The organism is Pseudomonas sp. TWR3-1-1 (assembly GCF_049896545.1).
GTDB lineage: Bacteria > Pseudomonadota > Gammaproteobacteria > Pseudomonadales > Pseudomonadaceae > Aquipseudomonas > Aquipseudomonas weihenstephanensis.
The window spans coordinates 113,036-135,768 of record NZ_JAFCUO010000012.1 but is presented as its reverse complement, the minus strand read 5'-3'; the positions used below and the strand labels follow the sequence as shown (position 1 = coordinate 135,768).

Annotated in this window: 18 protein-coding genes; 15 read left to right on the top strand and 3 right to left on the bottom strand. The window is 57.6% G+C overall.

Annotated elements, in window-relative coordinates; all coding sequences use genetic code 11:
* Nucleotides 1-339, top strand: coding sequence for a Rieske (2Fe-2S) protein (locus ACP7A4_RS21235; RefSeq protein WP_059762536.1), 339 nt, complete (start codon nt 1-3; stop codon nt 337-339).
* On the opposite strand, the gene sfsA is transcribed toward ACP7A4_RS21235, so the two are convergent.
* Together sfsA and ACP7A4_RS21225 are read right to left on the bottom strand one after the other, a co-directional pair.
* On the bottom strand, nt 322-1,029 hold the full coding sequence (gene sfsA / locus ACP7A4_RS21230; RefSeq protein ID WP_426248153.1) for a DNA/RNA nuclease SfsA: 708 nt from the start codon (nt 1,027-1,029) through the stop codon (nt 322-324). The two genes, ACP7A4_RS21235 and sfsA, sit on opposite strands and share 18 nt — an antisense overlap.
* Nucleotides 1,029-2,201 carry a pyridoxal phosphate-dependent aminotransferase gene (locus ACP7A4_RS21225; protein WP_048402574.1) on the bottom strand — a complete coding sequence of 391 codons (1,173 nt, stop codon included), beginning with the start codon at nt 2,199-2,201 and terminating at the stop codon, nt 1,029-1,031. Before ACP7A4_RS21225 ends, sfsA begins: the two co-directional genes overlap by 1 nt.
* Nucleotides 2,202-2,523: 322 nt before the next feature.
* Between ACP7A4_RS21225 and dksA the strand changes: the two genes are divergently transcribed.
* The 14 genes from dksA (at nt 2,524) to ACP7A4_RS21155 (ending at nt 21,732) form a co-directional block, all read left to right on the top strand.
* Nucleotides 2,524-2,964 (top strand): RNA polymerase-binding protein DksA, encoded by a 441-nt coding sequence (gene dksA, locus ACP7A4_RS21220; protein WP_003439669.1) that lies wholly within the window; start codon nt 2,524-2,526, stop codon nt 2,962-2,964.
* 191 nt (nt 2,965-3,155) lie between these two features.
* Nucleotides 3,156-4,055: a tRNA glutamyl-Q(34) synthetase GluQRS gene (gluQRS, locus tag ACP7A4_RS21215; protein WP_426248151.1), complete on the top strand. Its 900-nt coding sequence runs from the start codon at nt 3,156-3,158 to the stop codon at nt 4,053-4,055.
* A gap of 78 nt (nt 4,056-4,133) precedes the next feature.
* The gene (locus ACP7A4_RS21210; RefSeq protein WP_047277492.1) at nt 4,134-4,310 is read left to right on the top strand and encodes a hypothetical protein; all 177 of its coding nucleotides are present in this window, start codon (nt 4,134-4,136) and stop codon (nt 4,308-4,310) included.
* Nucleotides 4,294-7,248 (top strand): sensor histidine kinase, encoded by a 2,955-nt coding sequence (locus ACP7A4_RS21205; protein ID WP_165599919.1) that lies wholly within the window; start codon nt 4,294-4,296, stop codon nt 7,246-7,248. The genes ACP7A4_RS21210 and ACP7A4_RS21205 overlap by 17 nt, the downstream gene beginning before the upstream one ends.
* Before the next feature lie 22 nt (nt 7,249-7,270).
* Complete coding sequence (locus ACP7A4_RS21200; protein WP_426248150.1) at nt 7,271-8,704, top strand: sigma-54-dependent transcriptional regulator; 1,434 nt, start codon at nt 7,271-7,273, stop codon at nt 8,702-8,704.
* A gap of 731 nt (nt 8,705-9,435) precedes the next feature.
* Complete coding sequence (locus ACP7A4_RS21195; RefSeq protein ID WP_048366021.1) at nt 9,436-10,830, top strand: polynucleotide adenylyltransferase PcnB; 1,395 nt, start codon at nt 9,436-9,438, stop codon at nt 10,828-10,830.
* Between the two features lie 3 nt (nt 10,831-10,833).
* Complete coding sequence (folK, locus tag ACP7A4_RS21190; protein ID WP_048366020.1) at nt 10,834-11,343, top strand: 2-amino-4-hydroxy-6-hydroxymethyldihydropteridine diphosphokinase; 510 nt, start codon at nt 10,834-10,836, stop codon at nt 11,341-11,343.
* A gap of 194 nt (nt 11,344-11,537) precedes the next feature.
* Nucleotides 11,538-12,338 carry a 3-methyl-2-oxobutanoate hydroxymethyltransferase gene (gene panB / locus ACP7A4_RS21185; protein ID WP_059762549.1) on the top strand — a complete coding sequence of 267 codons (801 nt, stop codon included), beginning with the start codon at nt 11,538-11,540 and terminating at the stop codon, nt 12,336-12,338.
* Nucleotides 12,335-13,195: a pantoate--beta-alanine ligase gene (panC, locus tag ACP7A4_RS21180; RefSeq protein ID WP_059762551.1), complete on the top strand. Its 861-nt coding sequence runs from the start codon at nt 12,335-12,337 to the stop codon at nt 13,193-13,195. Before panB ends, panC begins: the two co-directional genes overlap by 4 nt.
* Nucleotides 13,196-13,451: 256 nt before the next feature.
* A complete protein-coding gene (pgi, locus tag ACP7A4_RS21175) occupies nt 13,452-15,116 on the top strand; it encodes a glucose-6-phosphate isomerase (protein ID WP_059762554.1) in 1,665 nt (554 codons plus the stop codon).
* A 47-nt stretch (nt 15,117-15,163) separates the two neighbouring features.
* On the top strand, nt 15,164-16,039 hold the full coding sequence (locus tag ACP7A4_RS21170; protein WP_203303600.1) for an oxygenase MpaB family protein: 876 nt from the start codon (nt 15,164-15,166) through the stop codon (nt 16,037-16,039).
* Between the two features lie 141 nt (nt 16,040-16,180).
* Nucleotides 16,181-17,362, top strand: a complete 1,182-nt coding sequence (locus tag ACP7A4_RS21165; RefSeq protein WP_059762559.1) for an acetyl-CoA C-acetyltransferase — start codon at nt 16,181-16,183, stop codon at nt 17,360-17,362.
* Nucleotides 17,363-17,682: 320 nt separating this feature from the next.
* Nucleotides 17,683-18,696: a class I SAM-dependent rRNA methyltransferase gene (locus ACP7A4_RS21160; RefSeq protein ID WP_059762561.1), complete on the top strand. Its 1,014-nt coding sequence runs from the start codon at nt 17,683-17,685 to the stop codon at nt 18,694-18,696.
* Nucleotides 18,697-18,807: 111 nt separating this feature from the next.
* The gene (locus ACP7A4_RS21155; protein ID WP_426248148.1) at nt 18,808-21,732 is read left to right on the top strand and encodes a DUF748 domain-containing protein; all 2,925 of its coding nucleotides are present in this window, start codon (nt 18,808-18,810) and stop codon (nt 21,730-21,732) included.
* 520 nt (nt 21,733-22,252) lie between these two features.
* Here ACP7A4_RS21155 and ACP7A4_RS21150 read toward each other — a convergent pair.
* Nucleotides 22,253-22,606 (bottom strand): BON domain-containing protein, encoded by a 354-nt coding sequence (locus ACP7A4_RS21150; RefSeq protein WP_426248147.1) that lies wholly within the window; start codon nt 22,604-22,606, stop codon nt 22,253-22,255.
* Nucleotides 22,607-22,733: the final 127 nt, after the last annotated feature.

Sequence of the window (22,733 nt, the reverse complement as noted above, 5' to 3'; positions counted from 1 at the left end):
ATGAAGTTGTTATGTCACTCACACGAATTGAGCGAGGGTTGCAGCCGCAGCGTCGACACGCCTGAGCTGGACCTGTTTGTCGTCCGTCGCGAAGGGCAGGTCTACGCCTATAAAAATCGCTGTCCACACCGCCACGTCAGGTTGGAATGGCAGCCCGATCAATTCCTCGATGAAAGTGCCAGCCTGATTAAATGCGCGACACACGCGGCCTTATTTTTGATTGAGTCTGGTGAGTGCGTTGCCGGGCCTTGCGCCGGGCAATTTCTGACAGCCATTGACTGTCGTGAAGACAGCCAAGGCATATGGATGAGCGATGACGCTTCAGAAGATGACTGCTAAGCGTCGGTCTACCACAACCGTTTCAGGAGTAAGGCTCACGCCGTAAGCCAGCACTTGCACGCCAGCAGCGACCGCTTCGCTTAATGCGGCCGCGTAACCGGGGTCAATTTCTTGCGCCGGCCGCACCGCATCGACCCCCGTAAGATTGACGCAATACAGTTGCACGGCTCGCACGCCTTCACGCGCCAAACTCGCAAGTTCACGTAAGTGTTTGGCACCCCGTTGTGTGACCGCATCCGGAAAGGCAGCGATACGCGAGTCCTCAAACCCCAAGGTCACACTTTTGACTTCAACAAACGCAAAACCGTCAGGGTACTCCAGGCGAAAATCAATCCGGCTGTTTTCCTGCCCGTATGCCACTTCACGTTTGAGCGCGGTGAAACCCTTGAGTTCACTGATCTGACCGGCCAGTAACGCCTCTTCAATCAAGCGATTCGCGCGCCCGGTGTTCACACACGCCAACCGCCCTTGTGGCGTCTCGCTGATTTCCCACGTGCCCGGCAGCTTGCGCTTTGGGTCATTGGAGCGACTGAACCAGACCTGCCCACCCTCGACCATGCAATTAAGCATGGATCCAGTGTTCGGGCAGTGGATGGTCATCAACTCACCGTCGGCAGTTTCGATGTCGGCCAAGAAACGCTTGTAGCGCTTGATCAAACGCCCTTCTTCCAACGCTGGAGAAAAAAGCATCAGGCTTTCCAGCTCTGTAAGCCACGCGCAATGCGCTCAACCGCTTGCTGTAGGCGTGGCAGGCTTTGGGTGTAGGCAAAGCGCACATGATGCCCCGCCTGAAAACGGCCAAAATCAAGGCCCGGCGTGAAGGCTACGTGCTCCGTTTCTAGGAAATGTCGGCAAAACGCGAAGGCATCGCCCCCAAATGCGCTGATGTCGGCATACAGGTAAAACGCGCCTTCGGGCTCTACTGCGATTCCGAACCCTAGCTCACGCAATGCGGGCAGCAAGAAGTCACGACGACGGCCGAACTCGGCGCGTCGCTCCTCCAAAATGGCCAGCGTCTGCGGCTCAAAGCAGGCCAACGCGGCGTATTGCGCCATGCTTGGCGCGCTGATGTAGAGGTTTTGTGCCAGCTTTTCGAGATCTGCCACGGCTTGCGGTGGCGCCACCAACCATCCCAGGCGCCAGCCGGTCATACCGAAATACTTGGAAAAACTGTTAAGTACAAAAGCGCTGTCATCAACCTCCAGCACACTCGGTGCGTCACACCCGTAGGTCAGGCCGTGATAGATCTCATCGACCACCAAATGCCCGTTACGCGCCTTTACCGCAGCTGACAACGACGTCAACTCTTCACGACTCAACAGGGTGCCAGTGGGGTTGGCAGGCGATGCGACCAAGGCACCCACGCTGTCTTGATCCCAATAACGCTCAACGTGGTCGGCGGTCAGTTGATAGCGCACCTCCGGACCGACGGGCACCAATTGCGCAGCGCCTTCAACCAGACGCAGGAAATGTCTGTTACAGGGGTAGCCAGGATCAGCAAGTAGCCAGTGCTTTCCCGGATCTACCAGTAGGCTGCTGGCTAAAAGCAGTGCGCCTGATCCACCTGGAGTAATCAGAATTCGCTCCGGGTCAATATCCAGCCCGTAGCGTTGTTGATAAAACCCCGAGATGGCTTGGCGCAGCTCTGGCAGGCCGCGGGCCGCGGTGTAGCGGGTTTTACCCGCCGCCAACGCCGCTTGCCCTGCCGCAATGATGGGCTCGGCGGTGGTGAAGTCAGGCTCACCGATCTCCAGGTGAATTACATCGTGCCCCGCCGCTTGCAACTCATTGGCTCGGGCCAATAATGCCATCACGTGGAACGGTTCGATTGCGCGGCTTCGCGCACTGTAAGACTGAGCCATGAGCCTGCCTTCCTGGGTAAGCAAAAGCCCGATTCTACCCAAGGCCGTGCTCAAGGGAGAGCTAAATACAGTCTTAACACCAGCGCGAGTAGAACCAAACGGCGCAAGCCCCGGTCACAGCTCGACTAAAATTAATATTCAGCCATTAATCTCAAGCACCACAGGCGTTGTACACAATCATCGGCCACAGGCCAGACAACAGGGAGTAGCGCGGCCCGATTTGATCTGGTAAGTTCGCCCGCTTGCAGCCGCAGGGCCGGCAGGTGTCGGTGATGTTGCAATCCTGCGCAATGGATTAGAAGAATGAGAGGCGGTCCATTTCATGCCCACACAAGCAAAGCAACAGAATAGTCAACTTAGCGGCTTCGAACCCTACGTTGAAAAGAAGGGTGAAGAGTACATGGGCGAGCCCATGCGCAAGCACTTCACCAAGATTCTGCAAAAGTGGAAACAGGACTTGATGCAGGAAGTCGACCGCACCGTTGATCATATGAAAGACGAAGCGGCAAACTTTCCTGACCCGGCCGACCGCGCTAGCCAGGAAGAAGAATTCAGCCTGGAACTGCGTGCCCGCGATCGCGAGCGCAAGCTGATCAAGAAAATCGACAAGACGCTGCAATTGATCGAAGACGAAGAATACGGCTGGTGCGAGTCCTGTGGCGTTGAGATCGGTATTCGCCGACTCGAAGCACGCCCGACTGCTGACATGTGCGTAGACTGCAAAACCTTGGCTGAAATCAAGGAAAAACAAGTCGGCAAATAACCGCTGGCTTGACCAAATGGGGCGTGCGAACGCCCCATTTTTGTTTTTGCGATATGACCGCGTACCGTGGCAACAATGACGCTGTCGTCGTAACGTCAGGCTCTGCGCTACGGCAGACCACTCTTGCACGCTGGGTCCACCATCGCTTCGCACTCTGACGCAGCCTTCGGCAGTTGCTACGGAATTATGCAATGACCGCTCCTTGCTCAAACCCCTCTTACATCGGGCGCTTCGCCCCAACCCCCAGTGGCCATTTGCACTTTGGCTCACTGGTCGCTGCCCTCGCCTCTTATCTTGACGCCCGCTCAGTGGGTGGCCGCTGGTTGCTGCGCATGGAAGACCTAGATCCCCCGCGTGAAATGCCCGGCGCCCAAACCGCCATTCTGCAGGCCCTTGAGCGCTATGGCTTTGAATGGGATGGGACGTTGATACGCCAAAGCGAACGTCACGAGGCTTATGCCCAGGTTGTGGATAAATTGTTCAGCCAAGGCCTGGCCTATGCCTGCACCTGCTCGCGTAAACAACTCGAAGGCTACAACGGAATCTATCCCGGCTTTTGCCGGAACGCCGGCCACCCGATGGAAAACGCAGCCATCCGCTTGCGGGTGCCTGAACTGCACTACGCCTTCACCGATCGCGTGCAAGGCAGGTATGGCCAACATGTAGGACGCGAGGTCGGCGACTTCATCATTCGCCGCCGCGACGGGCTGTATGCCTACCAGTTAGCGGTGGTACTCGATGATGGCGCCCAAGGTGTTACCGATATCGTGCGCGGCGCCGACTTGCTGGACTCAACACCGCGCCAGCTTTACCTGCAAGAGCTGCTGGGATTGTCACAACCGCGCTACCTGCACGTGCCGCTGATCGTGCAACCCGACGGCCACAAACTGGGCAAGTCCTACCGCTCGCCCCCCCTGACGCCCGAGCAAGCCACGCCGCTGCTGTTACGTGCCCTGCGCGCGCTGGGCCAGCCCACTGACGACAGCCTTGCGCACGCAAGCCCGCGTGAGGTTCTAGACTGGGGCGTAGCGCACTGGGACGCCGGGCTGATCCCGCGCGCGCTCACCTTGCAAGAAGCGCAATTACGCTGACACCTCTTGCAGGTTGCCAGCCATCCGTTACCATCGCCGCACGTTTTTGGGCATGCGGCCCGTAAAAGTGAGGCCAGGATGTATATCTATCGATTGGTCCTGTTGCTGGTGGTCGGGATCTACCTGTTTTCCCCTGCCATCATGGATTGGTGGATCAATGCGACAGGTGCCTGGTATCGGCCCTACCTGCTCTGGCTGATTCTGATCGTGGTGACCTTTATTCTTCAGAGCCAAAAAGATGCCGATGAGCTTTAGCCTGACCCAGATGGTGCTCGTCAGCGCCGCGTACCTGCTGGTGCTGTTCGGTGTGGCCTGGATCAGCGAGCGCGGGATGATCCCGCGCGCCATTATTCGTCACCCGCTGACCTACACCCTGTCACTGGGTGTCTATGCCAGTGCCTGGGCGTTTTATGGCACGGTGGGGCTGGCTTACGAATACGGTTACGGATTCCTCTCCAGTTACCTCGGCGTTTCAGGGGCTTTTCTTCTAGCGCCTGTACTGCTTTATCCCATTCTGAAAATCACTCGCACGTACCAACTGTCCTCACTCGCCGACTTGTTTGCTTTCCGCTTTCGCAGCACATGGGCCGGCGCGCTCACCACCATCTTTATGCTGATTGGCGTGCTACCGCTGTTAGCCCTGCAAATCCAGGCCGTGGCAGACTCCATCAGCATCCTCACCCGCGAACCCGTGCAACACCGTGTCGCACTCAGCTTCTGCGCCATGATCACGCTGTTCACTATTTTCTTCGGTTCCCGGCACATCGCGACGCGCGAGAAACACGAAGGGCTGGTCTTCGCCATCGCGTTTGAGTCCGTCATCAAACTGCTCGCCATCGGCGGGGTGGGCCTCTATGCGCTATACGGCGTATTTGATGGCCCGCAACAACTTGAGGTGTGGCTGCAACAAAATCAGACCGCACTGGCCTCTTTGCATACCCCTCTGCAAGAAGGCCCGTGGCGCACTCTGCTGTTGGTGTTTTTTGCCTCGGCCATTGTGATGCCGCACATGTATCACATGACCTTCACCGAAAACCTCAACCCCAGGGCGCTGGTCAGCGCCAGCTGGGGCCTGCCGTTGTTCCTGCTGCTGATGAGTCTCGCAGTGCCGCTCATTTTGTGGGCCGGACTAAAGCTGGGCGCGACCACCAACCCCGAATATTTCACCCTGGGCATTGGCATTGCTGCCAACAGTAAATCGCTGGCCTTGCTGGCTTATATCGGCGGCTTATCCGCTTCCAGCGGGCTGATTATTGTGACCACGCTGGCTCTCTCGGGCATGGCCTTGAATCACTTGGTGCTGCCGCTTTATCAGCCACCGGCTGAAGGCAACATCTACCGCTGGCTGAAATGGACGCGCCGCGCCCTGATCGTCGCCATCATCATGGCCGGCTATGGCTTTTACTTGTTGCTGGGCGCCGAACAAGACCTGGCCAACCTTGGCATCGTCGCGTTTGTCGCCACCCTGCAATTTCTGCCGGGCGTACTCTCTGTCTTGTACTGGCCAACCGCCAACCGTCGCGGCTTTATCGCCGGACTGCTCGCGGGTATCGCGGTCTGGATGATCAGCATGCTGCTTCCGCTGATTGGCAACTTTCAGGGCTTCTACATTCCGTGGCTGGACATGATCTACGTGCTGGACGACACCAGTTGGCACATGGCTGCCATTGCGTCACTGGCCGCCAACGTACTGATGTTCACCTTGATTTCGTTGTTCACCAACGCCAGCCCAGAAGAAGCCAGCGCCGCTGAAGCCTGTGCGGTAGATAACGTGCGCCGCCCGCAGCGACGTGAACTGCATGCCGCCTCGCCGCAAGAGTTCGCCACCCAACTGGCCAAGCCATTGGGAGCCAAGGCCGCGCAAAAAGAAGTCGAGCAAGCCTTGCGCGACCTTTATCTACCCTTCGACGAACGCCGCCCGTATGCCTTGCGCCGCTTGCGCGACCGTATCGAAGCCAACCTCTCCGGGTTGATGGGGCCCAGCGTCGCTCAGGATATGGTCGAAACCTTCTTGCCCTACAAGTCAGGCGGCGAAAACTACGTCACCGAAGACATTCACTTCATTGAAAGTCGGCTAGAGGACTACCACTCACGCTTGACCGGTCTGGCGGCCGAACTCGACGCCTTACGTCGTTACCATCGCCAAACACTGCAAGAGTTGCCGATGGGCGTGTGCTCACTGGCCAAGGACCAAGAGATCCTGATGTGGAACAAAGCCATGGAAGAGCTGACCGGCATCCCGGCTCAGCGCGTGGTGGGTTCGCGCCTTAATACGCTGGGTGATCCCTGGCGCCAGCTGTTGCAAGGTTTTATTGAGCTGCCCGATGAGCACTTGCACAAACAACACCTGGCCCTGGACGGTCAAACCCGCTGGCTAAACCTGCACAAGGCCGCCATCGACGAACCGTTGGCGCCCGGCAACAGTGGCTTGGTACTGCTCGTAGAAGACCTCACTGAAACCCAAATGCTCGAAGACAAACTCGTGCATTCGGAGCGACTGGCAAGCATCGGCCGTCTGGCGGCAGGGGTTGCCCATGAAATCGGCAACCCTGTCACCGGGATCGCCTGCCTGGCGCAGAATCTGCGTGAAGAACGCGAAGATGACAGCGAGCTGACCGAAATCAGCGGCCAGATCCTTGAGCAAACCAAACGTATCTCACGCATTGTGCAGTCCTTGATGAGTTTCGCTCACGCGGGCAGCCATCAGCACACGGACGAGCCCGTTTGTCTGGCAGAGGTGGCTCAGGATGCCATCGGTCTACTGGCCTTGAACCGGCGCAATTTTGAAGTGCAGTTTTATAACTTGTGCGATCCCGACCACTGGGTCGAAGGTGATCCGCAGCGCCTGGCGCAAGTGCTGATCAACTTGCTGTCCAACGCCCGCGACGCCTGCCCTGCCGGCAGCGCCGTACGGGTCAAAAGCGAAGCCAGCGAACACACCGTCGACCTGATCGTAGAGGACGAGGGCACGGGCATCCCGAAGAACATCATGGACCGCCTGTTCGAACCGTTCTTCACCACCAAAGACCCTGGGGAAGGCACCGGTCTGGGCCTTGCACTGGTCTATTCCATCGTTGAAGAGCATTATGGACAAATCACCATCGACAGCCCGGCTGACATTCAAAGCCAGCGCGGAACCCGTATCCGGGTGACACTACCGCGCCATGTCGAAGCGACGTCCGCTGTGAACTGAGACCGTCGAGAGAACTGAATCAATGCCGCATATTTTGATCGTCGAAGACGAAACAATCATCCGCTCCGCGTTGCGCCGTTTGTTGGAGCGTAATCAGTACCAGGTCAGCGAAGCAGGCTCGGTGCAGGAAGCTCAAGAGCGTTTCAGCATTCCCTCGTTCGACCTGATTGTCAGCGATCTGCGCTTGCCAGGGGCACCTGGCACCGAGTTGATCAAGCTGGGCGAAGGCAAACCGGTGCTGATCATGACCAGCTATGCCAGCCTGCGCTCAGCGGTTGACTCGATGAAAATGGGCGCCGTCGACTACATCGCCAAACCGTTTGATCACGATGAGATGCTGCAAGCCGTCGCACGTATTTTGCGTGATCGCCAAAACGCTCAAAGCCAGCCTGCCGAGCGCCCAGCCAAAGCGTCGGGTGCCGATAAAAGCGCGAGCGATAACTGTAATGGCGAAATCGGCATCATCGGTTCATGCCCGCCTATGCAGGATCTGTACAGCAAGATCCGCAAAGTGGCGCCCACCGACTCCAATGTCCTGATCCAGGGTGAGTCCGGTACCGGTAAAGAACTGGTGGCCCGCGCGCTGCATAACCTTTCCAAGCGCGCCAAAGCGCCGATGATCTCGGTTAACTGTGCGGCGATTCCTGAGTCGTTGATTGAATCTGAGTTGTTCGGCCACGAAAAAGGGGCCTTCACCGGCGCCAGCGCAGGCCGTGCAGGCTTGGTTGAAGCGGCCGATGGCGGCACATTGTTCCTTGATGAAATCGGTGAGCTGCCACTGGAAGCACAAGCCCGTCTGCTGCGGGTGTTACAAGAGGGCGAAATTCGCCGTGTGGGTTCGGTGCAATCGCAAAAGGTCGATGTGCGCCTGATCGCAGCCACCCACCGAGACCTCAAGAGCCTGGCCAAAGTCGGCCAGTTCCGTGAAGACTTGTACTACCGCCTGCACGTCATTGCCCTCAAGTTGCCGGCATTGCGTGAACGTGGCGCGGACGTAAACGAAATCGCCCATGCCTTCCTCGCCCGTCAAAGTGCCCGAGTGGGGCGCACCGACTTGAAGTTTGCTCCCGATGCCGAACAAGCCATTCGACATTACACGTGGCCAGGCAACGTACGAGAACTGGAAAACGCCGTAGAGCGTGCTGTGATTCTGTGCGAAAGCCCGGAAATTTCAGCCGAACTGCTGGGCATCGACATCGAGTTGAGCGATCTGCAAGACGACGACTTTATCGGCCTGGGCCCACAACAGGGCATCAGTAGCGGTAACACCAGCCATGACCCGACTGAAGACCTGTCGCTGGAAGACTACTTCCAGCACTTTGTGCTTGAGCACCAGGACCACATGACGGAGACCGAACTGGCGCGAAAACTGGGCGTGAGTCGTAAATGCTTGTGGGAACGGCGCCAGCGCCTGGGTATTCCACGCAGAAAAACCGGTGTCACCAGCGAAGGGTAACGTGACAGGTAACACGGCCGACGGTGAAAAAACTGTTACCGCACGCTAAACACGTAACAAAAGCCGGGTCTTACGGTAACGAAGGCCCGGCTTTTTTTTGCGCTAAAAAACATGAAAACCCAGAAAGACCCTTATTTTGCTGGGCCGGACAAAAGTTGGCACGACCCCTGCTATATGTATTCGTACAAGAACAATAAGAATCACAGCAACACACAATAAAAATAAGACGTATCGGCTCACGCATAACAAGAACAACACGGCGGAGGCGCAGCTAACTGATTCTTTTGGAGAGGTGTTGTCATTGGGGCTTGCCCCACGACTAGGCAGAGAACAACAAAAACTGCACTTAAAGCAGAGCCTGAACTAGTTGGATCACTGATCACATCAACACAGCGACCAAAGCAATCCGTTTGCTCTTATCTCCCTATTGGGAGGGTTACACAGGTAAAACTTGGGTAACCAGGGCAATTAACAAAAACAAAAAGCCCGCAACCAATAATAAAAATAGAGCACGCAACTAATTCTGGGGGAGCTTCGGCTCCCCTTGTGGTTCCTGACATTCAGAAAATTTTACAGCCCGTCTGGCCCGGTACTCTCGTAACGACCAAGGCCACTAGAGGCAATCGACAGGCTACGCGTCCTACACCATCCCCTGACTAAATGCTAGAATCCCCGCCCATCATGCGGTCATTCTTCGTTTTGGCCGAACATTCCTTCAAACAGTGCATCCCATGCTGAAGAAGCTGTTCCAGTCATTCCGTTCTCCCAAGCGTCGTACGCAACAACTGCGCAGCACCCCTGAAGTGCTCAACAGCAGCCAACATTCGCTGCAACGTGCCCAGTTCAGCCGCTACGCGGTCAACATTGTCGAACGCCTGCAAAACGCCGGTTACCAGGCTTATCTGGTCGGCGGTTGCGTACGCGACATGCTGCTCAACATCACACCCAAAGACTTTGACGTGGCCACCAGCGCTACGCCAGAACAAGTGCGTGCCGAATTTCGCAATGCGCGAATCATCGGTCGTCGCTTCAAGTTGGTGCACATCCACTTTGGGCGCGAAATCATCGAGGTGGCGACCTTCCGTGCCAATCATCCGCAAAACGACGAAGAGGAAGACAGCAACCAGTCCTCGCGTAATGAAAGCGGGCGTATTTTGCGCGACAACGTCTACGGCACCCTCGAAGAAGACGCCCAACGTCGCGACTTCACGATCAATGCCCTGTATTACGACCCGGTCAGCGAGCGCATTCTCGATTACGCCAATGGTGTACACGACATCCGCAATCGCCTGCTGCGCCTCATTGGCGATCCGCAACAGCGTTACCAGGAAGACCCGGTGCGCATGCTGCGGGCGGTACGGTTTGCCGCCAAGCTGAACTTCGGGATTGAAAAACACACCGCCGCGCCGATCCGCGAGCTGGCCCCCATGCTGCGCGAAATCCCGTCGGCTCGCCTGTTCGAAGAAGTGCTCAAGCTCTTCCTCTCCGGTAACGCCTGCGACACCTTCGAGATGCTGGTCGACCTTGAGTTGTTCGATCCCTTGTTCCCGGCCAGCGCCGAAGCTTTGGAGCACAACCCGACCTACACCCACACCTTGATCAGCGAAGCGTTGCGCAACACAGATCTGCGAATCAAGCAGGGTAAACCGGTGACCCCGGCGTTCCTGTTTGCAGCCCTGTTGTGGCCTGCTCTGCCCGCCCGTATTTTGCGCCTGCAAGACCAAGGCATGCCGCCTATTCCTGCCATGCAAGAAGCCGCGCACGAACTGATCGCCGAACAGTGCCAGCGCATTGCAATTCCCAAGCGCTTCACAATGCCGATTCGCGAAATTTGGGACATGCAAGAGCGTCTGCCGCGTCGCAGCGGCAAACGTGCCGACATGCTGCTCGACAATCCGCGCTTCCGTGCCGGTTACGACTTTTTGCTGTTGCGTGAAAGCGCTGGCGAGCAGACCAACGGCCTGGGCGAATGGTGGACCGACTATCAGGATGCCAACGACAGTGGCCGCCGCGACATGATTCGCGACCTGAGCAACGCCAAGGACGATGGCACCGGCCCTGCACCGCGTAAACGCCGCCGTACAGGCGCTAACAAGCGCAAACGCAGCGCTGGCGCCGACGAGTAAGTGATGGAACGCATCTACATTGGAATGGGCAGCAATCTGGCTGACCCGGCCGAGCAATTGCGCAACGCGGTAGAAGCGATTGCGCAACTGCCCAACTCGGTGTTTGTCGGGGTCTCAGCGTTCTATCAAAGCGACTCCCTGCTGCCAGGCCAACCGCGTTACACCAACGCAGTGGCAACCATCGAGACTCACATGGCCCCCCTTGAGCTGCTCGATGCTTTGCAAGCCATCGAAAACGACCAAGGCCGTGAGCGACTTGAGCGCTGGGGGCCGCGCACGCTGGACCTCGACATCCTGCTGTTCGGCAATCAGCTGATCGACGAGCCTCGGCTCAAGGTCCCGCATTACCACATGCACGCCCGTCCTTTCGTGCTGTACCCCTTGGCCGAGCTGGCGCCCGCTTCGCTCAAACTGGCCGATGGCCGCAGCCTTGAACAACTTCTCAAAGACTGCCCCTTTGTCGGTCTTGAGCGCCTGCCCGGCTTAGCTGAATCGAATCAATTAGCGCGGTAACACATCGGCGGTAACACCTCTAATTGACTTCCCGTGTCCTCGTCACGACTATAGGCATCCCGCTGCCACCTACCCGGTGGCGCAATGTGAAAAGCAGGCCGTTTAGCACCTCTATAAAGGTGTGCCTGCTTATAACGATGAATCACGCGCGTTGCTCGCAGTGGTTATCGCACTGCCTGACGAGGATCCTTTTCATGCCAGCTATTACCCTGACCACCCTGCAAAGCCTTAAGCAAAAAGGTGAAAAAATCACCATGCTGACGTGCTATGACGCCACCTTCGCACATGCCTGCAACCAGGCCGGTGTAGAAGTGTTACTGGTGGGCGACTCCCTGGGCATGGTCTTGCAAGGGCATGACAGCACCCTGCCTGTTTCCAACGATGACATGGCGTATCACGTGGCGTGCGTTAAACGCGGCAATCAGGACGCCCTGATACTCGCCGACCTGCCTTTTATGGCGAACGCCACCCTTGAGCAAACGCTGAACAACAGCGCACAACTCATGAGGGCGGGCGCGCACATGGTCAAGGTCGAAGGTGCCGTCTGGCTGGCCGAATCCATCCGCCTGCTGACTGAGCGCGGCATTCCTGTGTGCGCGCACATGGGCCTGACGCCACAGACGGTAAACGTATTGGGCGGTTACAAGGTACAAGGCCGTAACGAAAACCAGGCACGCCAGATGCGTGCAGATGCAATTGCACTGGAACAAGCCGGTGCCGCCATGTTGCTGCTCGAATGCGTGCCAAGCGAACTGGCGAAAGAAATCACCCACGCGGTGAAAATCCCGGTGATCGGCATCGGCGCCGGCAGTGATACCGACGGTCAAGTGTTGGTGCTGCATGACATGCTTGGCTTGTCCTTGACTGGCCGCGTGCCTAAATTCGTGAAGAACTTCATGGCCGGCCAACCTGACATTCAATCGGCTCTCAGCGCCTACGTGACTGAAGTCAAAGCCGTCAGCTTTCCTGGCACCGAACACGGATTCTCTGCATGAACACAGTAAAAACCGTTCGCGAGTTGCGCGCAGCCATCGCCCGCGCACGTAGCGAAGGCAAACAAATCGGCCTGGTACCGACTATGGGTAACTTGCACAGCGGCCATGCCGCGCTGGTCAGCAAGGCGGCGCAGCAGGCCGATTTCGTGGTCGCGAGCATTTTCGTTAACCCTCTGCAATTTGGGGCCAACGAAGACCTCGACACCTACCCGCGCACCCTCGCTGCCGATCAGGAAACACTCCTGCAAGCAGGCTGTAACCTGCTGTTTGCTCCAACGGTGGATGAAATGTACCCCCACGGGATGACGGGGCTAACCCGCGTCACTGCGGCTCAATTGAGCAATGAGCTCTGCGGCAGCCGTCGCCCTGGGCATTTCGATGGCGTCACCACGGTCGTCAACAAACTGTTCAACATGGTTCAGCCCGATCTGGCGATCTTTGGTCAGAAGGACTACCAGCAATTGGCCGTTATTCGCGCCATGGTGCTCGACCTGAACATGCCCGTCCAAATCATCGGCGAACCGACTGTACGCGCCGAAGACGGTTTGGCCTTGTCCTCGCGCAATGGCTACCTGAATGAAGAGCAGCGTGCCTTGGCGCCCGCCCTGTATCGCCACCTGCGCGAAATGGCAGACGCCATCAAAGCCGGTGAACGCGACTACGCCACGCGGGTGACCCAACAGGCGGCCCACCTTGAAGCCATCGGGTTGCGAGTGGATTATCTGGAAGTTCGCCACGCAACGACGTTGCTGCCCGCGCAAACCAGTGACCGGGATCTGGTCATTCTGGTCGCGGCCTACTTGGGCACTACGCGCTTGATCGACAACATCCACCTGAACCTGGACAACACGCTCTGATTGATAGCTGGCGCGTCAGCCGCACCCGATAAAGAAACACTGAAACGATTCACCGGGCGTCACACGGTCGTGACAAAAGTTACAGCCCGGCGTCAGACAAAGCCAAGACAGATGCAGGCACTAGGGTTAATGTGATCGCCCTGCTTGTGTCCGATGTGCATTTGCAGGTCAACCGATGCCTCCCGAGGTTAATCAGGAGGTTTCGGGGTTTTCAGTGTCCAACAGGCAGTTCAAGCAAAAAAGGATATCCGCAGCGATGGCGTACTACCGCACTCCTCACGACGTTACCGCTCTGCCCGCTTGGCAAGCGTTGAAGCAACACCGCGCCAGCATGCAAAACTTCAGCATGCGCGATGCGTTTAACAGCAACCCAAAACGTTTTGAAGATTTCACCCTGAGCAGCTGCGGGCTGTTTTTGGACTATTCAAAAAACCTGATCACTGACCAAACCCGTTCGTTGCTGGTCGATCTGGCCAACGAAGTCGATCTTCAGGGCGCGATCAAATCGTTATTCTCGGGGGAGATCGTCAATGCCTCCGAAGGCCGTCCGGCCTTGCACACCGCGCTGCGCCGCCCAGTTGCCGACAAGCTGTCGGTCAACGGTGCGGACATCATGCCCGAGGTGCACAAAGTCCTGAACAAGATGACCGAGCTGGTCGGTCGCATTCACGAAGGCCTGTGGCGCGGTTACACCGACAAACCGATTACCGACATCGTGAACATTGGCATCGGCGGCTCGTTCCTTGGCCCAGAGCTGGTGTCCGAAGCGCTGTTGTCCTACGCGCAAAAAGGCGTTCGCTGTCATTACCTGGCGAACATCGACGGCAGTGAATTCCACGAGCTGTCGCACAAGCTGCGCGCCGAAACCACGCTGTTCATCGTGTCGTCGAAATCGTTCAACACCCTCGAAACCCTCAAAAATGCCCAAGCGTCCCGCGCGTGGTACTTGGCGCAAGGCGGTTCGGAAGCTGAACTGCATCGCCACTTCATCGCCGTGTCGAGCAACAACGAGGCAGCGGTCGCGTTTGGTATTCGCGAAGAAAACATCTTCCCGATGTGGGACTGGGTGGGTGGGCGTTATTCGCTGTGGTCGGCCATCGGCTTGCCAATTGCCCTGGCGATCGGCATGTCCAACTTCAAAGAACTGTTGTCCGGCGCCTACAGCATGGACCAACACTTCCAGACCGCCCCGTTCGAACAGAACATGCCGGTGTTGATGGCAGCGCTTGGCGTTTGGTACGGCAACTTCTGGGGTGCGCAAAGCCACGCGATCCTGCCGTACGACCACTACCTGCGCAACATCACCAAACACTTGCAGCAGCTGGACATGGAATCCAACGGCAAAAGCGTGCGTCAGGACGGCACCCCCGTGTCCACCGACACCGGCCCGGTGATTTGGGGGGGCGTGGGCTGCAATGGCCAGCATGCGTATCACCAGTTGCTGCACCAAGGCACCCAATTGATTCCGGCCGATTTTATCGTGCCGATTGTCAGCTTCAACCCGGTCGCCGACCACCATCAGTGGCTCTATGCCAACTGCCTGTCGCAAAGCCAGGCCCTGATGCTGGGCAAAACCCGCGCCGAAGCCGAAGCCGAATTGCGCGAACAGGGCATGCCCGAAGACGCCGTGCAAAAGCTCGCGCCGCATAAAGTGATTCCGGGCAACCGTCCGAGCAACACCTTGGTGGTTGAACGCATCAGCCCGCGTCGCCTTGGCGCGCTGGTGGCGCTGTATGAGCACAAAGTGTTCGTGCAAAGCGTGATCTGGGGCATCAACGCCTTCGACCAGTGGGGCGTAGAGTTGGGCAAAGAACTGGGCAAAGGCGTTTACTATCGCCTCACCGGCAGCCTCGAAGAGCCTGCCGATGATGCGTCAACGCAAGGCCTGATCAACTACTTCCGCGGTCGCCATCGCGGTTGATTGAGCGCCAGCCAGTCTTCACGACTGGCTGGCGGCACCGAGACGCCATGGAATTTATCCGCCGCCCCATCGAACGCCAAATCATGAGTCTGACCGGCCTTTCGCTCGGCCAGCTCGACCTCGAAAACCCCAAGGGCGACCCCGGCCTGTTCGGCCCCGACTCCATCAGCTGGCAAGTACACGGTGATTTCACCAGCATGCTGATCGGCGGCATCAGCGCCCTGATGCTGCAAGCCTTGCATCCTCTGGCACTGGCCGGGGTGTGGGATCACTCCAATTTCAGACTCGACATGCTGGGGCGATTGCGTCGCACTGGCCAGTTCATCTCTGGCACCACTTTTGGCTCCTCAGGCGATGCCGACTGGCTGATCGACAAAGTACGCCGCATTCACCTGCAAGTGACCGGCACCGGACTTGACGGCCGTCCCTATGCTGCCAGTGACCCGCAATTACTGACGTGGGTGCATGTGGCGGAAGTCAGTAATTTCCTTGCCGCTCATTTACGCTATCGCAATCCGGATTTGTCCCCAGCCGATCAAGACCGTTACTACGACGAAATTGCCGTGGTCGCTGAACGCCTGGGCGCTACAGACGTGCCCCGCTCACGCCAGCACATCGCAGACTACCTGCAAGCCATACGCCCGCAGTTGCTGTGTGATGAGCGCAGCCATGAAGTGATTCGCCTGTTGCTCAACGCCCCGGCCCCCAGTTTGCTGGCCAAACCATTTGCCGCGTTGATGATGCAAGCCGGCATCGACTTGCTGCCCGACTGGGCCAGTGATCAGTTGGGGCTTCATCAACGTCCGCCGACACGCACGCTGATCCGCGCCACAGTCAACAGCACCGCGCCGGTTCTGCGCTGGGCAGTGCGCAATGGCTCGGTGCAAAGGGCGCAGCGACGCATGGGCCGGCACGGTGGGTAACCGCCATGCCATCACACAAGGACGCTCATCTCTGTGCGCCAGCCGTGACGAGACGATGCCGCTGTTTGTATGCCACCATGGCGCTTGATTCCTACCGCTGCGTCTGACGCGGCCTCTCCAATAATAATCAGGACTCCCGCTATGCAAGACGTTGTCATCGTTGCCGCTACCCGCACTGCCGTCGGCAGCTTTCAAGGCTCACTGGCCCATGTACCCGCTGTCGACTTGGGCGCCGCGGTCATTCGCCAACTGCTCGAAAAAACCGGTCTGGAGGGTGCACAGGTCGATGAAGTCATCATGGGGCAAGTCCTCACCGCGGGTGCAGGTCAAAACCCGGCACGCCAGGCAGCCATCAAGGCCGGCCTGCCATTTGCCGTGCCAGCAATGACGCTCAACAAAGTCTGCGGCTCCGGGCTCAAAGCGCTGCATTTGGCTGCCCAGGCCATCCGTTGTGGCGACGCTGACGTGATCATCGCAGGCGGCCAGGAAAACATGAGCCTGTCCAACTACATCGTGCCCGGCGCCCGAACCGGCCTGCGCATGGGCCATAGCCAAATCGTCGACACCATGATCAGCGATGGCCTGTGGGATGCATTCAATGATTACCACATGGGCATCACCGCAGAGAACCTTGTGGATAAGTACGGCATCAGTCGCGAAGACCAGGATGCCTTTGCCGCCGCCTCGCAGCGCAAAGCCATCGAAGCCATTGAGACCGGGCGTTTTGTGGACGAAATCACGCCGATTTTGATCCCGCAACGCAAAGGTGATCCGATCGCGTTTGCCACAGACGAACAACCGCGCGCGGGCACGACGGCCGAATCGCTGGCCAAGCTTAAACCTGCGTTCAAAAAAGACGGATCTGTCACAGCAGGTAATGCCTCCTCACTCAATGATGGTGCAGCCGCCGTCATGCTGATGAGTGCGACCAAAGCCCGTGAGCTGGGTTTACCGGTACTGGCTAAAATCGCGGCCTACGCCAACGCCGGTGTAGACCCGGCCATCATGGGCATTGGTCCCGTGAGCGCGACTCAACGCTGCCTGACTAAAGCAGGCTGGACGCTGGCGCAACTGGACCTGATCGAGGCCAACGAAGCCTTCGCGGCGCAAGCCTTGTCGGTCGGCAAAGCGCTGGATTGGGACGCGAACAAGGTCAACGTCAACGGGGGGGCAATTGCCATTGGTCATCCGATTGGCGCGTCGGGCTGTAGGATTCTGGTCACCCTGCTCCACGAAATGCTCAAGCGTGACGCTAAAAAAGGCCTCGCCACTTTGTGCATCGGCGGTGGACAGGGTGTAGCTCTGGCGCTCGAACGCGAATAACGGCCACCTCAGGGCGTAAAGCCTCGCACATGTATAGCCCGTAGCGCTGACGGGTGATGCGAGGCTGCGTCCGGCGGCAAAACCGTCGTAAATTCCATGTGCGCGATGTACCCGCAATACCGTTTTCTAAGGCAGGTCGACGGCTTCGCCCTCGGACGTCGCCTCCGGCAACTGTTACACACACCAACAGTCCATCCTTTTACGCCTCGATAGCGTCTATACGAACAGCGTAGCCAGCCCGATGAGGCTGTGCGCACCCCTAAACCTTCACGCGATTCTGTTAAACTCGCGCGCCCTATCTGTCCCCCAAGGCGCAACGCATGTCTTCCTTGAATCAGGCGCTGCGCGCCGCCCTCGATAACCGTCACGACTTGCTGGCCGAGCTGCACGCTCAAAGCACTGACTGTTATCGCCTGTTCCACGGCAGCCAGGAAGGCGCTGGCGGTCTGACTATCGACCGCTACGGCCCGCAACTGCTGGTGCAAAGCTTTCACCAGCGCCTTGAGCGCGATGATTTGCTGCAATTGCATGAAGCGATCAATCGGCACTTGGGCCTGGAACTGCTGCTGGTCTACAACGACCGCTCTCAGGGCAATTCACGTATTGATCGCGAAGACACCGTCTACCGCGCCGAAGACGCCGCATTGGCAGACATGATCGGCCACGAATGGGGCCTGAAGTACCGTGTGCGCGGCCGTCACGCGGGGCAAGACCCTCTGCTGTTTCTCGACCTGCGCAACGCGCGCGGCTGGGTCAAACAGCACAGCGCCGGCAAGCGCGTGCTTAACTTGTTCGCCTACACCTGTGGCGTTGGCTTAAGCGCTGCGGCAGGCGGCGCAAGCGAGGTGTGCAATCTGGACTTTGCTGAAGGCAACTTGGCGGTCGGACGCGAAAACGGGCTGCTAAATCCCGAATTGCCCACGATGAAGTTTGTGCAATCGGACTATTTCGCTGCCATTCGCCAACTGGCGGGATTGCCGATTATCCAGCGTCGCCACAAGCTGCCCGCTTACCCGCGCATGGATCAGCGTGAATACGACCTGGTGCTGCTGGACCCTCCCGCGTGGGCCAAGAGTGCGTTCGGCACGGTAGACCTGTTGCGCGACTATCAAAGCCTGCTCAAACCCGCGGTATTGGCCACCGCGCCGGATGGCGTGCTGATCTGTTGCAATAATCTGGCGAAAGTCAGCATGGACGACTGGCGCGAGCAAGTCCTGCGCTGTGCTGAGAAAGCCGGCCGCCCTGTCCGGGACTGGCAAGTGCTTAATCCGGCCAGCGACTTTCCGTCAATGGACCAGCAGCCGCCACTAAAGACGCTGATCCTACAGTTCTAAGCGCCTAATCTCGCACGCAAAAAGTCCTACTAAAAATAAGGCGATCGTCTCGGAACCAGAATCGCGTGCCATACTCCAAGGCACTCCCGACTGCTATAGACGACGCCTCACATGCCCAAAGGATTGATTCGCGCCATTGGCGCCGTGCTGACTGCCCTCGCACTTTATAGCTTGCTGGGTTTTTTGATCCTGCCCGGCATTGGCTTACGCATCATCAACCAGCAGTTGGCCAACTACGCCACCGTGCCCGCCAGGCTCGACCGACTGGAGTTCAACCCGTTCAGTCTGGAGCTGACACTGTGGGGGTTCAAGGTCGGTGAGCCGGGCAAGGAGCAAGTAGGCTTCGAGCGCCTGTACACCAACGTGCAAGCCGACAGCCTGTGGACAAAAGCCTTGCACCTGGCAGACGTGCAACTGGACAAACCCAAGACGCAGCTGTTGTTCAGCAAGGACGGCACGCTGAACCTGACCCAATTGTTCACGTTACCTGCCAGCGAACCTGCGCCCCAGACACCTGACAGCAACCCCTTCCCCCTGCGTATCGACCGCATCGGGCTGGCGGGCGGCTACCTGCATTTTGCTGACTTGCGCCCAAGCGAGCCGATCGAGTTTTTGTATGACTCAATGGATCTGGAACTTAAAAACCTCAGCACGCTGCCCGATGACAACGCTGACATGACCTTAGTGGCGGCCGGGCCAGAAGGCGGCCGCATTGACTGGACCGGCACCTTGAGCCTGGTGCCCATTGCATCCGAAGGCACGCTCAAAGTGACTGACGGCAAGATGAAAGTCTGGTGGCCCTATGTGCGAGACGCCCTGCCGCTGGTACTGGAAGACGGGGTGCTGAACTTCAGGACCGACTACACACTGAATCTGTCCAAAGAAACCGAAATGGTCTTGAGCAACGCCTCGGCCAGTATCGCCCCGTTCAAAATCAATGCACCGGACGGTCGGCCGCTGGCGCGGCTTGAGCGCCTGGACGTCAGTGATACCCGCGTAGACCTGGCCAAGCAGCAAGTGGTGGTCGGTAAAATCAACAGCAAAAATCTTGAGACTTGGGCCACGCGCGAAGCTGACGGCCAACTTGACTGGCAAAAATTGTTTGCCGGCCAACCGACCAAAACCTCATCCAAAGCCGATGGGCCAGTCACCGTTGAAGCCCCAAAACCGGCACCTGTCGCCCCCAGCAAACCGTGGCAAGTATTGCTCAAGGATGTGCAGCTACGCGATTACCGCGTGCATCTGGCAGATAAAGAACCAAAAACCCCGGTCGCGCTGGACATTGGCCCGTTGAACCTGGACCTGAAAAACTTCGACAGCCTCAATCAGTCACCTTTCAACCTGAAACTCGACACCGGGATTGGCAAGCAAGGCAAGCTCACTGCCAGCGGCGAGATCAATCTAAGCCCGATCAGTGCCAAGCTCAACGTCACCACCCAAGACATCGACCTGCGCGTGGCGCAGGCTTACATCGACCCCTTTATTCGCCTGGAACTGCGCAGCGGTATGCTGGGCAGCGATCTGGCAGTCAACCTGAAAAGCGTCGAGCCACTCGCTTTCAGCGTGGAGGGCAAGGCACAGGTCGACCAACTGCACACACTCGACACCCTCAAAAACCGCGATTTTCTCAAGTGGCAACGTGTGGTACTGGAGAACTTGAATTATCAGCACGGTGACAGCCTGTCGATTGCCAAAGTCAACCTGGCGCAACCGTACGTGCGCTTCATGATCAACGATGATCGCACCACTAACATTGATGACCTGCTGATCCCGCAACCCGCCGACACAGGCGCCAAAAAGGAGACCAAACCCGCCACCAGCAAAGAAAAACCATTGGGCATTCATGTGGGAGGCATCGCGATCAATGACGGGTCGGCCAACTTCGCAGACTTCAGCCTCACGCCCAACTTCGCCACTGCCATTCAGCAACTCAACGGACAGATCGGCACCATCGACAGCCGACAAGCCAAACCGGCGAGCGTCAACATCGCAGGTAAAGTCGACCGGTATGCACCCGTGACGATCAAAGGCAGCGTCAACCCTTTCGACCCCATGGCCAGCCTGGATATTGCCACCAGTTTCAAGCGCGTCGAGCTGACAACCCTGACGCCTTACTCGGGCAAATTTGCGGGCTACCGCATCCGCAAGGGTCGCCTGAATCTGGACCTGCACTACTTGATCACCAAGGGGCAGCTCAAGGCCGAGAACAAACTGGTGGTCGAGCAATTGCAACTGGGCGAAAAGGTCGACAGCCCGGATGCCGTGGATCTGCCGATCAAACTCGCGATTGCTTTGCTCAAGGACACCGACGGCAAAATCTCCATCGAGCTGCCCGTCACGGGCGATTTGAACAACCCGCAATTCAGCGTGATGCCAATTGTTTGGCAAACTCTGCGCAACCTAGTGCTGCGCGCCGCTCAGGCCCCCTTCAAGTTCATTGGCGGGCTGATCAGCGGCGGTGGCGCTGAAGACCTGGGTACCGTGGCCTTCGCACCTGGTTCAAGCGAGCTGAGCCCTGACGCGCAAAAAGCGCTGACCACATTGGCCGCGGCGCTCAAAGAACGCCCGGCACTGCGCCTTGAAATCGAAGGCACCGCCGCACAAAGCAGCGACGGCCCGCTCATTGCACAAGAACGCCTGGAACGCGAATACCAATACAACTACTACAAAATCCTGCAACGCCGAGGCGACAAAGTGCCAGCACAGGCTTCATTACTGAAAGTGCCGGATGATGAAAAAGGCCCATTGCTTGAAGGTATCTACCGCACCCGCCTGAAACAGCAACCGCCAGCTGAGTGGGCTAAATTGAGCCGTGACGAACGTGCGAAAAAGATGAGTGACGCATTGATCGAATTCTGGAGCAAAAGCGAAGTGCTGTTGCGCCAACTAGGGCAAGACCGCGCCAGTAGCATCAAGGACTTCTTGGTGGACAAAGGCCAATTGGCAGATGAGCGCGTGTACTTTGTGGACGCAACCTTGGGCGAAGCTGAAAGTGATGGCCGGGTGATTTCACCGTTGCACCTGGACAGTGAGTAATTAAGCGGCGGTGAAGATATACAGGAGCGTGCTTGCTCGCGATTGAAATACTGCGGTGGTCAGATGCCGCTCGCAGCAAGCCTGCTCTTCACCGGTGTAGCCACTGAGTAAAAACGTCCCAGCGCTCACGTGCGACGTGAGGTTGTGCAGCCAGCGCAATCTCCTTTCCCTTTCGACCTACGAAGTACGCCGCAGCTTCAAGCCTCGACAGCTGCGACAATGCGTACAAACATAATCCGTAGGAGCCTACGAGAAATACAAGACGCTGATCCGCAACAGAGCCGCCGTCGTACCATTCAACGAGGCCCGGTTCGCGCCAGATCGCAGCCTTATGCCTCGACCGCCACTATTGAATTTGGAACGCCCATCCTTCGCCCAAATAGAACAGCCCCCGACGCAAGCGCCGAGGGCTGTAATGGCCACATCCGTGTGGCCGTCGCATGAACCTATTTCGAAAGCTTCAGGTGCGCAGCTTCAAGCACCTGATCCGGCTTTCCCCCGGTTCTACGAGAAAGGGTTATTACTCAGCTTTCAGACCATCAGCAGCAACGGCTTTCACGCCTTTAACTTTCTTGGCAATGTTCACTGCGGTGGTTTTCTGTGCCTCAGTCACTGCAACAGTGGAGGACAGAGAAACAACACCTTTGTTGGTTTCTACTTTGATGTCAGTACCTGGAATGCCTTTTTCGGTCAGCAGGTCAGATTTAACTTTGGTCGTGATCCAAGTATCAGAAGTAGCTTCTTTAGCTTTAGTCATTTCGCCAGCAGCGACGACCATTGGGGCTTGGGTAGTCGACTGAGCAGCAAATGCGGCATTGGCCATGGTCAGGGTCAGCGCGGTGGCAGTTGCAGCAGCGATAGCGAACTTCTTCATACGAGTAACTCCTGTCTTCTTTAGAATCTGCGCCGTCATCTGGCAGCAGGGTTATCTGTAATATTGCAGGGCTTGTGCCAACTTTATAAAAACAATAAACCCTTATAAAACAGATACTTAGAAGAAC

What these genes read in the sequence shown, in the direction of transcription:
- ACP7A4_RS21235 (WP_059762536.1), top strand. Translation starts at nt 1, where the DNA reads ATGAAGTTGTTATGTCACTCACACGAATTGAGCGAGGGTTGCAGCCGC.
- sfsA (WP_426248153.1), bottom strand. Translation starts at nt 1,029, where the DNA reads ATGCTTTTTTCTCCAGCGTTGGAAGAAGGGCGTTTGATCAAGCGCTAC.
- ACP7A4_RS21225 (WP_048402574.1), bottom strand. Translation starts at nt 2,201, where the DNA reads ATGGCTCAGTCTTACAGTGCGCGAAGCCGCGCAATCGAACCGTTCCAC.
- dksA (WP_003439669.1), top strand. Translation starts at nt 2,524, where the DNA reads ATGCCCACACAAGCAAAGCAACAGAATAGTCAACTTAGCGGCTTCGAA.
- gluQRS (WP_426248151.1), top strand. Translation starts at nt 3,156, where the DNA reads ATGACCGCTCCTTGCTCAAACCCCTCTTACATCGGGCGCTTCGCCCCA.
- ACP7A4_RS21210 (WP_047277492.1), top strand. Translation starts at nt 4,134, where the DNA reads ATGTATATCTATCGATTGGTCCTGTTGCTGGTGGTCGGGATCTACCTG.
- ACP7A4_RS21205 (WP_165599919.1), top strand. Translation starts at nt 4,294, where the DNA reads ATGCCGATGAGCTTTAGCCTGACCCAGATGGTGCTCGTCAGCGCCGCG.
- ACP7A4_RS21200 (WP_426248150.1), top strand. Translation starts at nt 7,271, where the DNA reads ATGCCGCATATTTTGATCGTCGAAGACGAAACAATCATCCGCTCCGCG.
- ACP7A4_RS21195 (WP_048366021.1), top strand. Translation starts at nt 9,436, where the DNA reads ATGCTGAAGAAGCTGTTCCAGTCATTCCGTTCTCCCAAGCGTCGTACG.
- folK (WP_048366020.1), top strand. Translation starts at nt 10,834, where the DNA reads ATGGAACGCATCTACATTGGAATGGGCAGCAATCTGGCTGACCCGGCC.
- panB (WP_059762549.1), top strand. Translation starts at nt 11,538, where the DNA reads ATGCCAGCTATTACCCTGACCACCCTGCAAAGCCTTAAGCAAAAAGGT.
- panC (WP_059762551.1), top strand. Translation starts at nt 12,335, where the DNA reads ATGAACACAGTAAAAACCGTTCGCGAGTTGCGCGCAGCCATCGCCCGC.
- pgi (WP_059762554.1), top strand. Translation starts at nt 13,452, where the DNA reads ATGGCGTACTACCGCACTCCTCACGACGTTACCGCTCTGCCCGCTTGG.
- ACP7A4_RS21170 (WP_203303600.1), top strand. Translation starts at nt 15,164, where the DNA reads ATGGAATTTATCCGCCGCCCCATCGAACGCCAAATCATGAGTCTGACC.
- ACP7A4_RS21165 (WP_059762559.1), top strand. Translation starts at nt 16,181, where the DNA reads ATGCAAGACGTTGTCATCGTTGCCGCTACCCGCACTGCCGTCGGCAGC.
- ACP7A4_RS21160 (WP_059762561.1), top strand. Translation starts at nt 17,683, where the DNA reads ATGTCTTCCTTGAATCAGGCGCTGCGCGCCGCCCTCGATAACCGTCAC.
- ACP7A4_RS21155 (WP_426248148.1), top strand. Translation starts at nt 18,808, where the DNA reads ATGCCCAAAGGATTGATTCGCGCCATTGGCGCCGTGCTGACTGCCCTC.
- ACP7A4_RS21150 (WP_426248147.1), bottom strand. Translation starts at nt 22,606, where the DNA reads ATGAAGAAGTTCGCTATCGCTGCTGCAACTGCCACCGCGCTGACCCTG.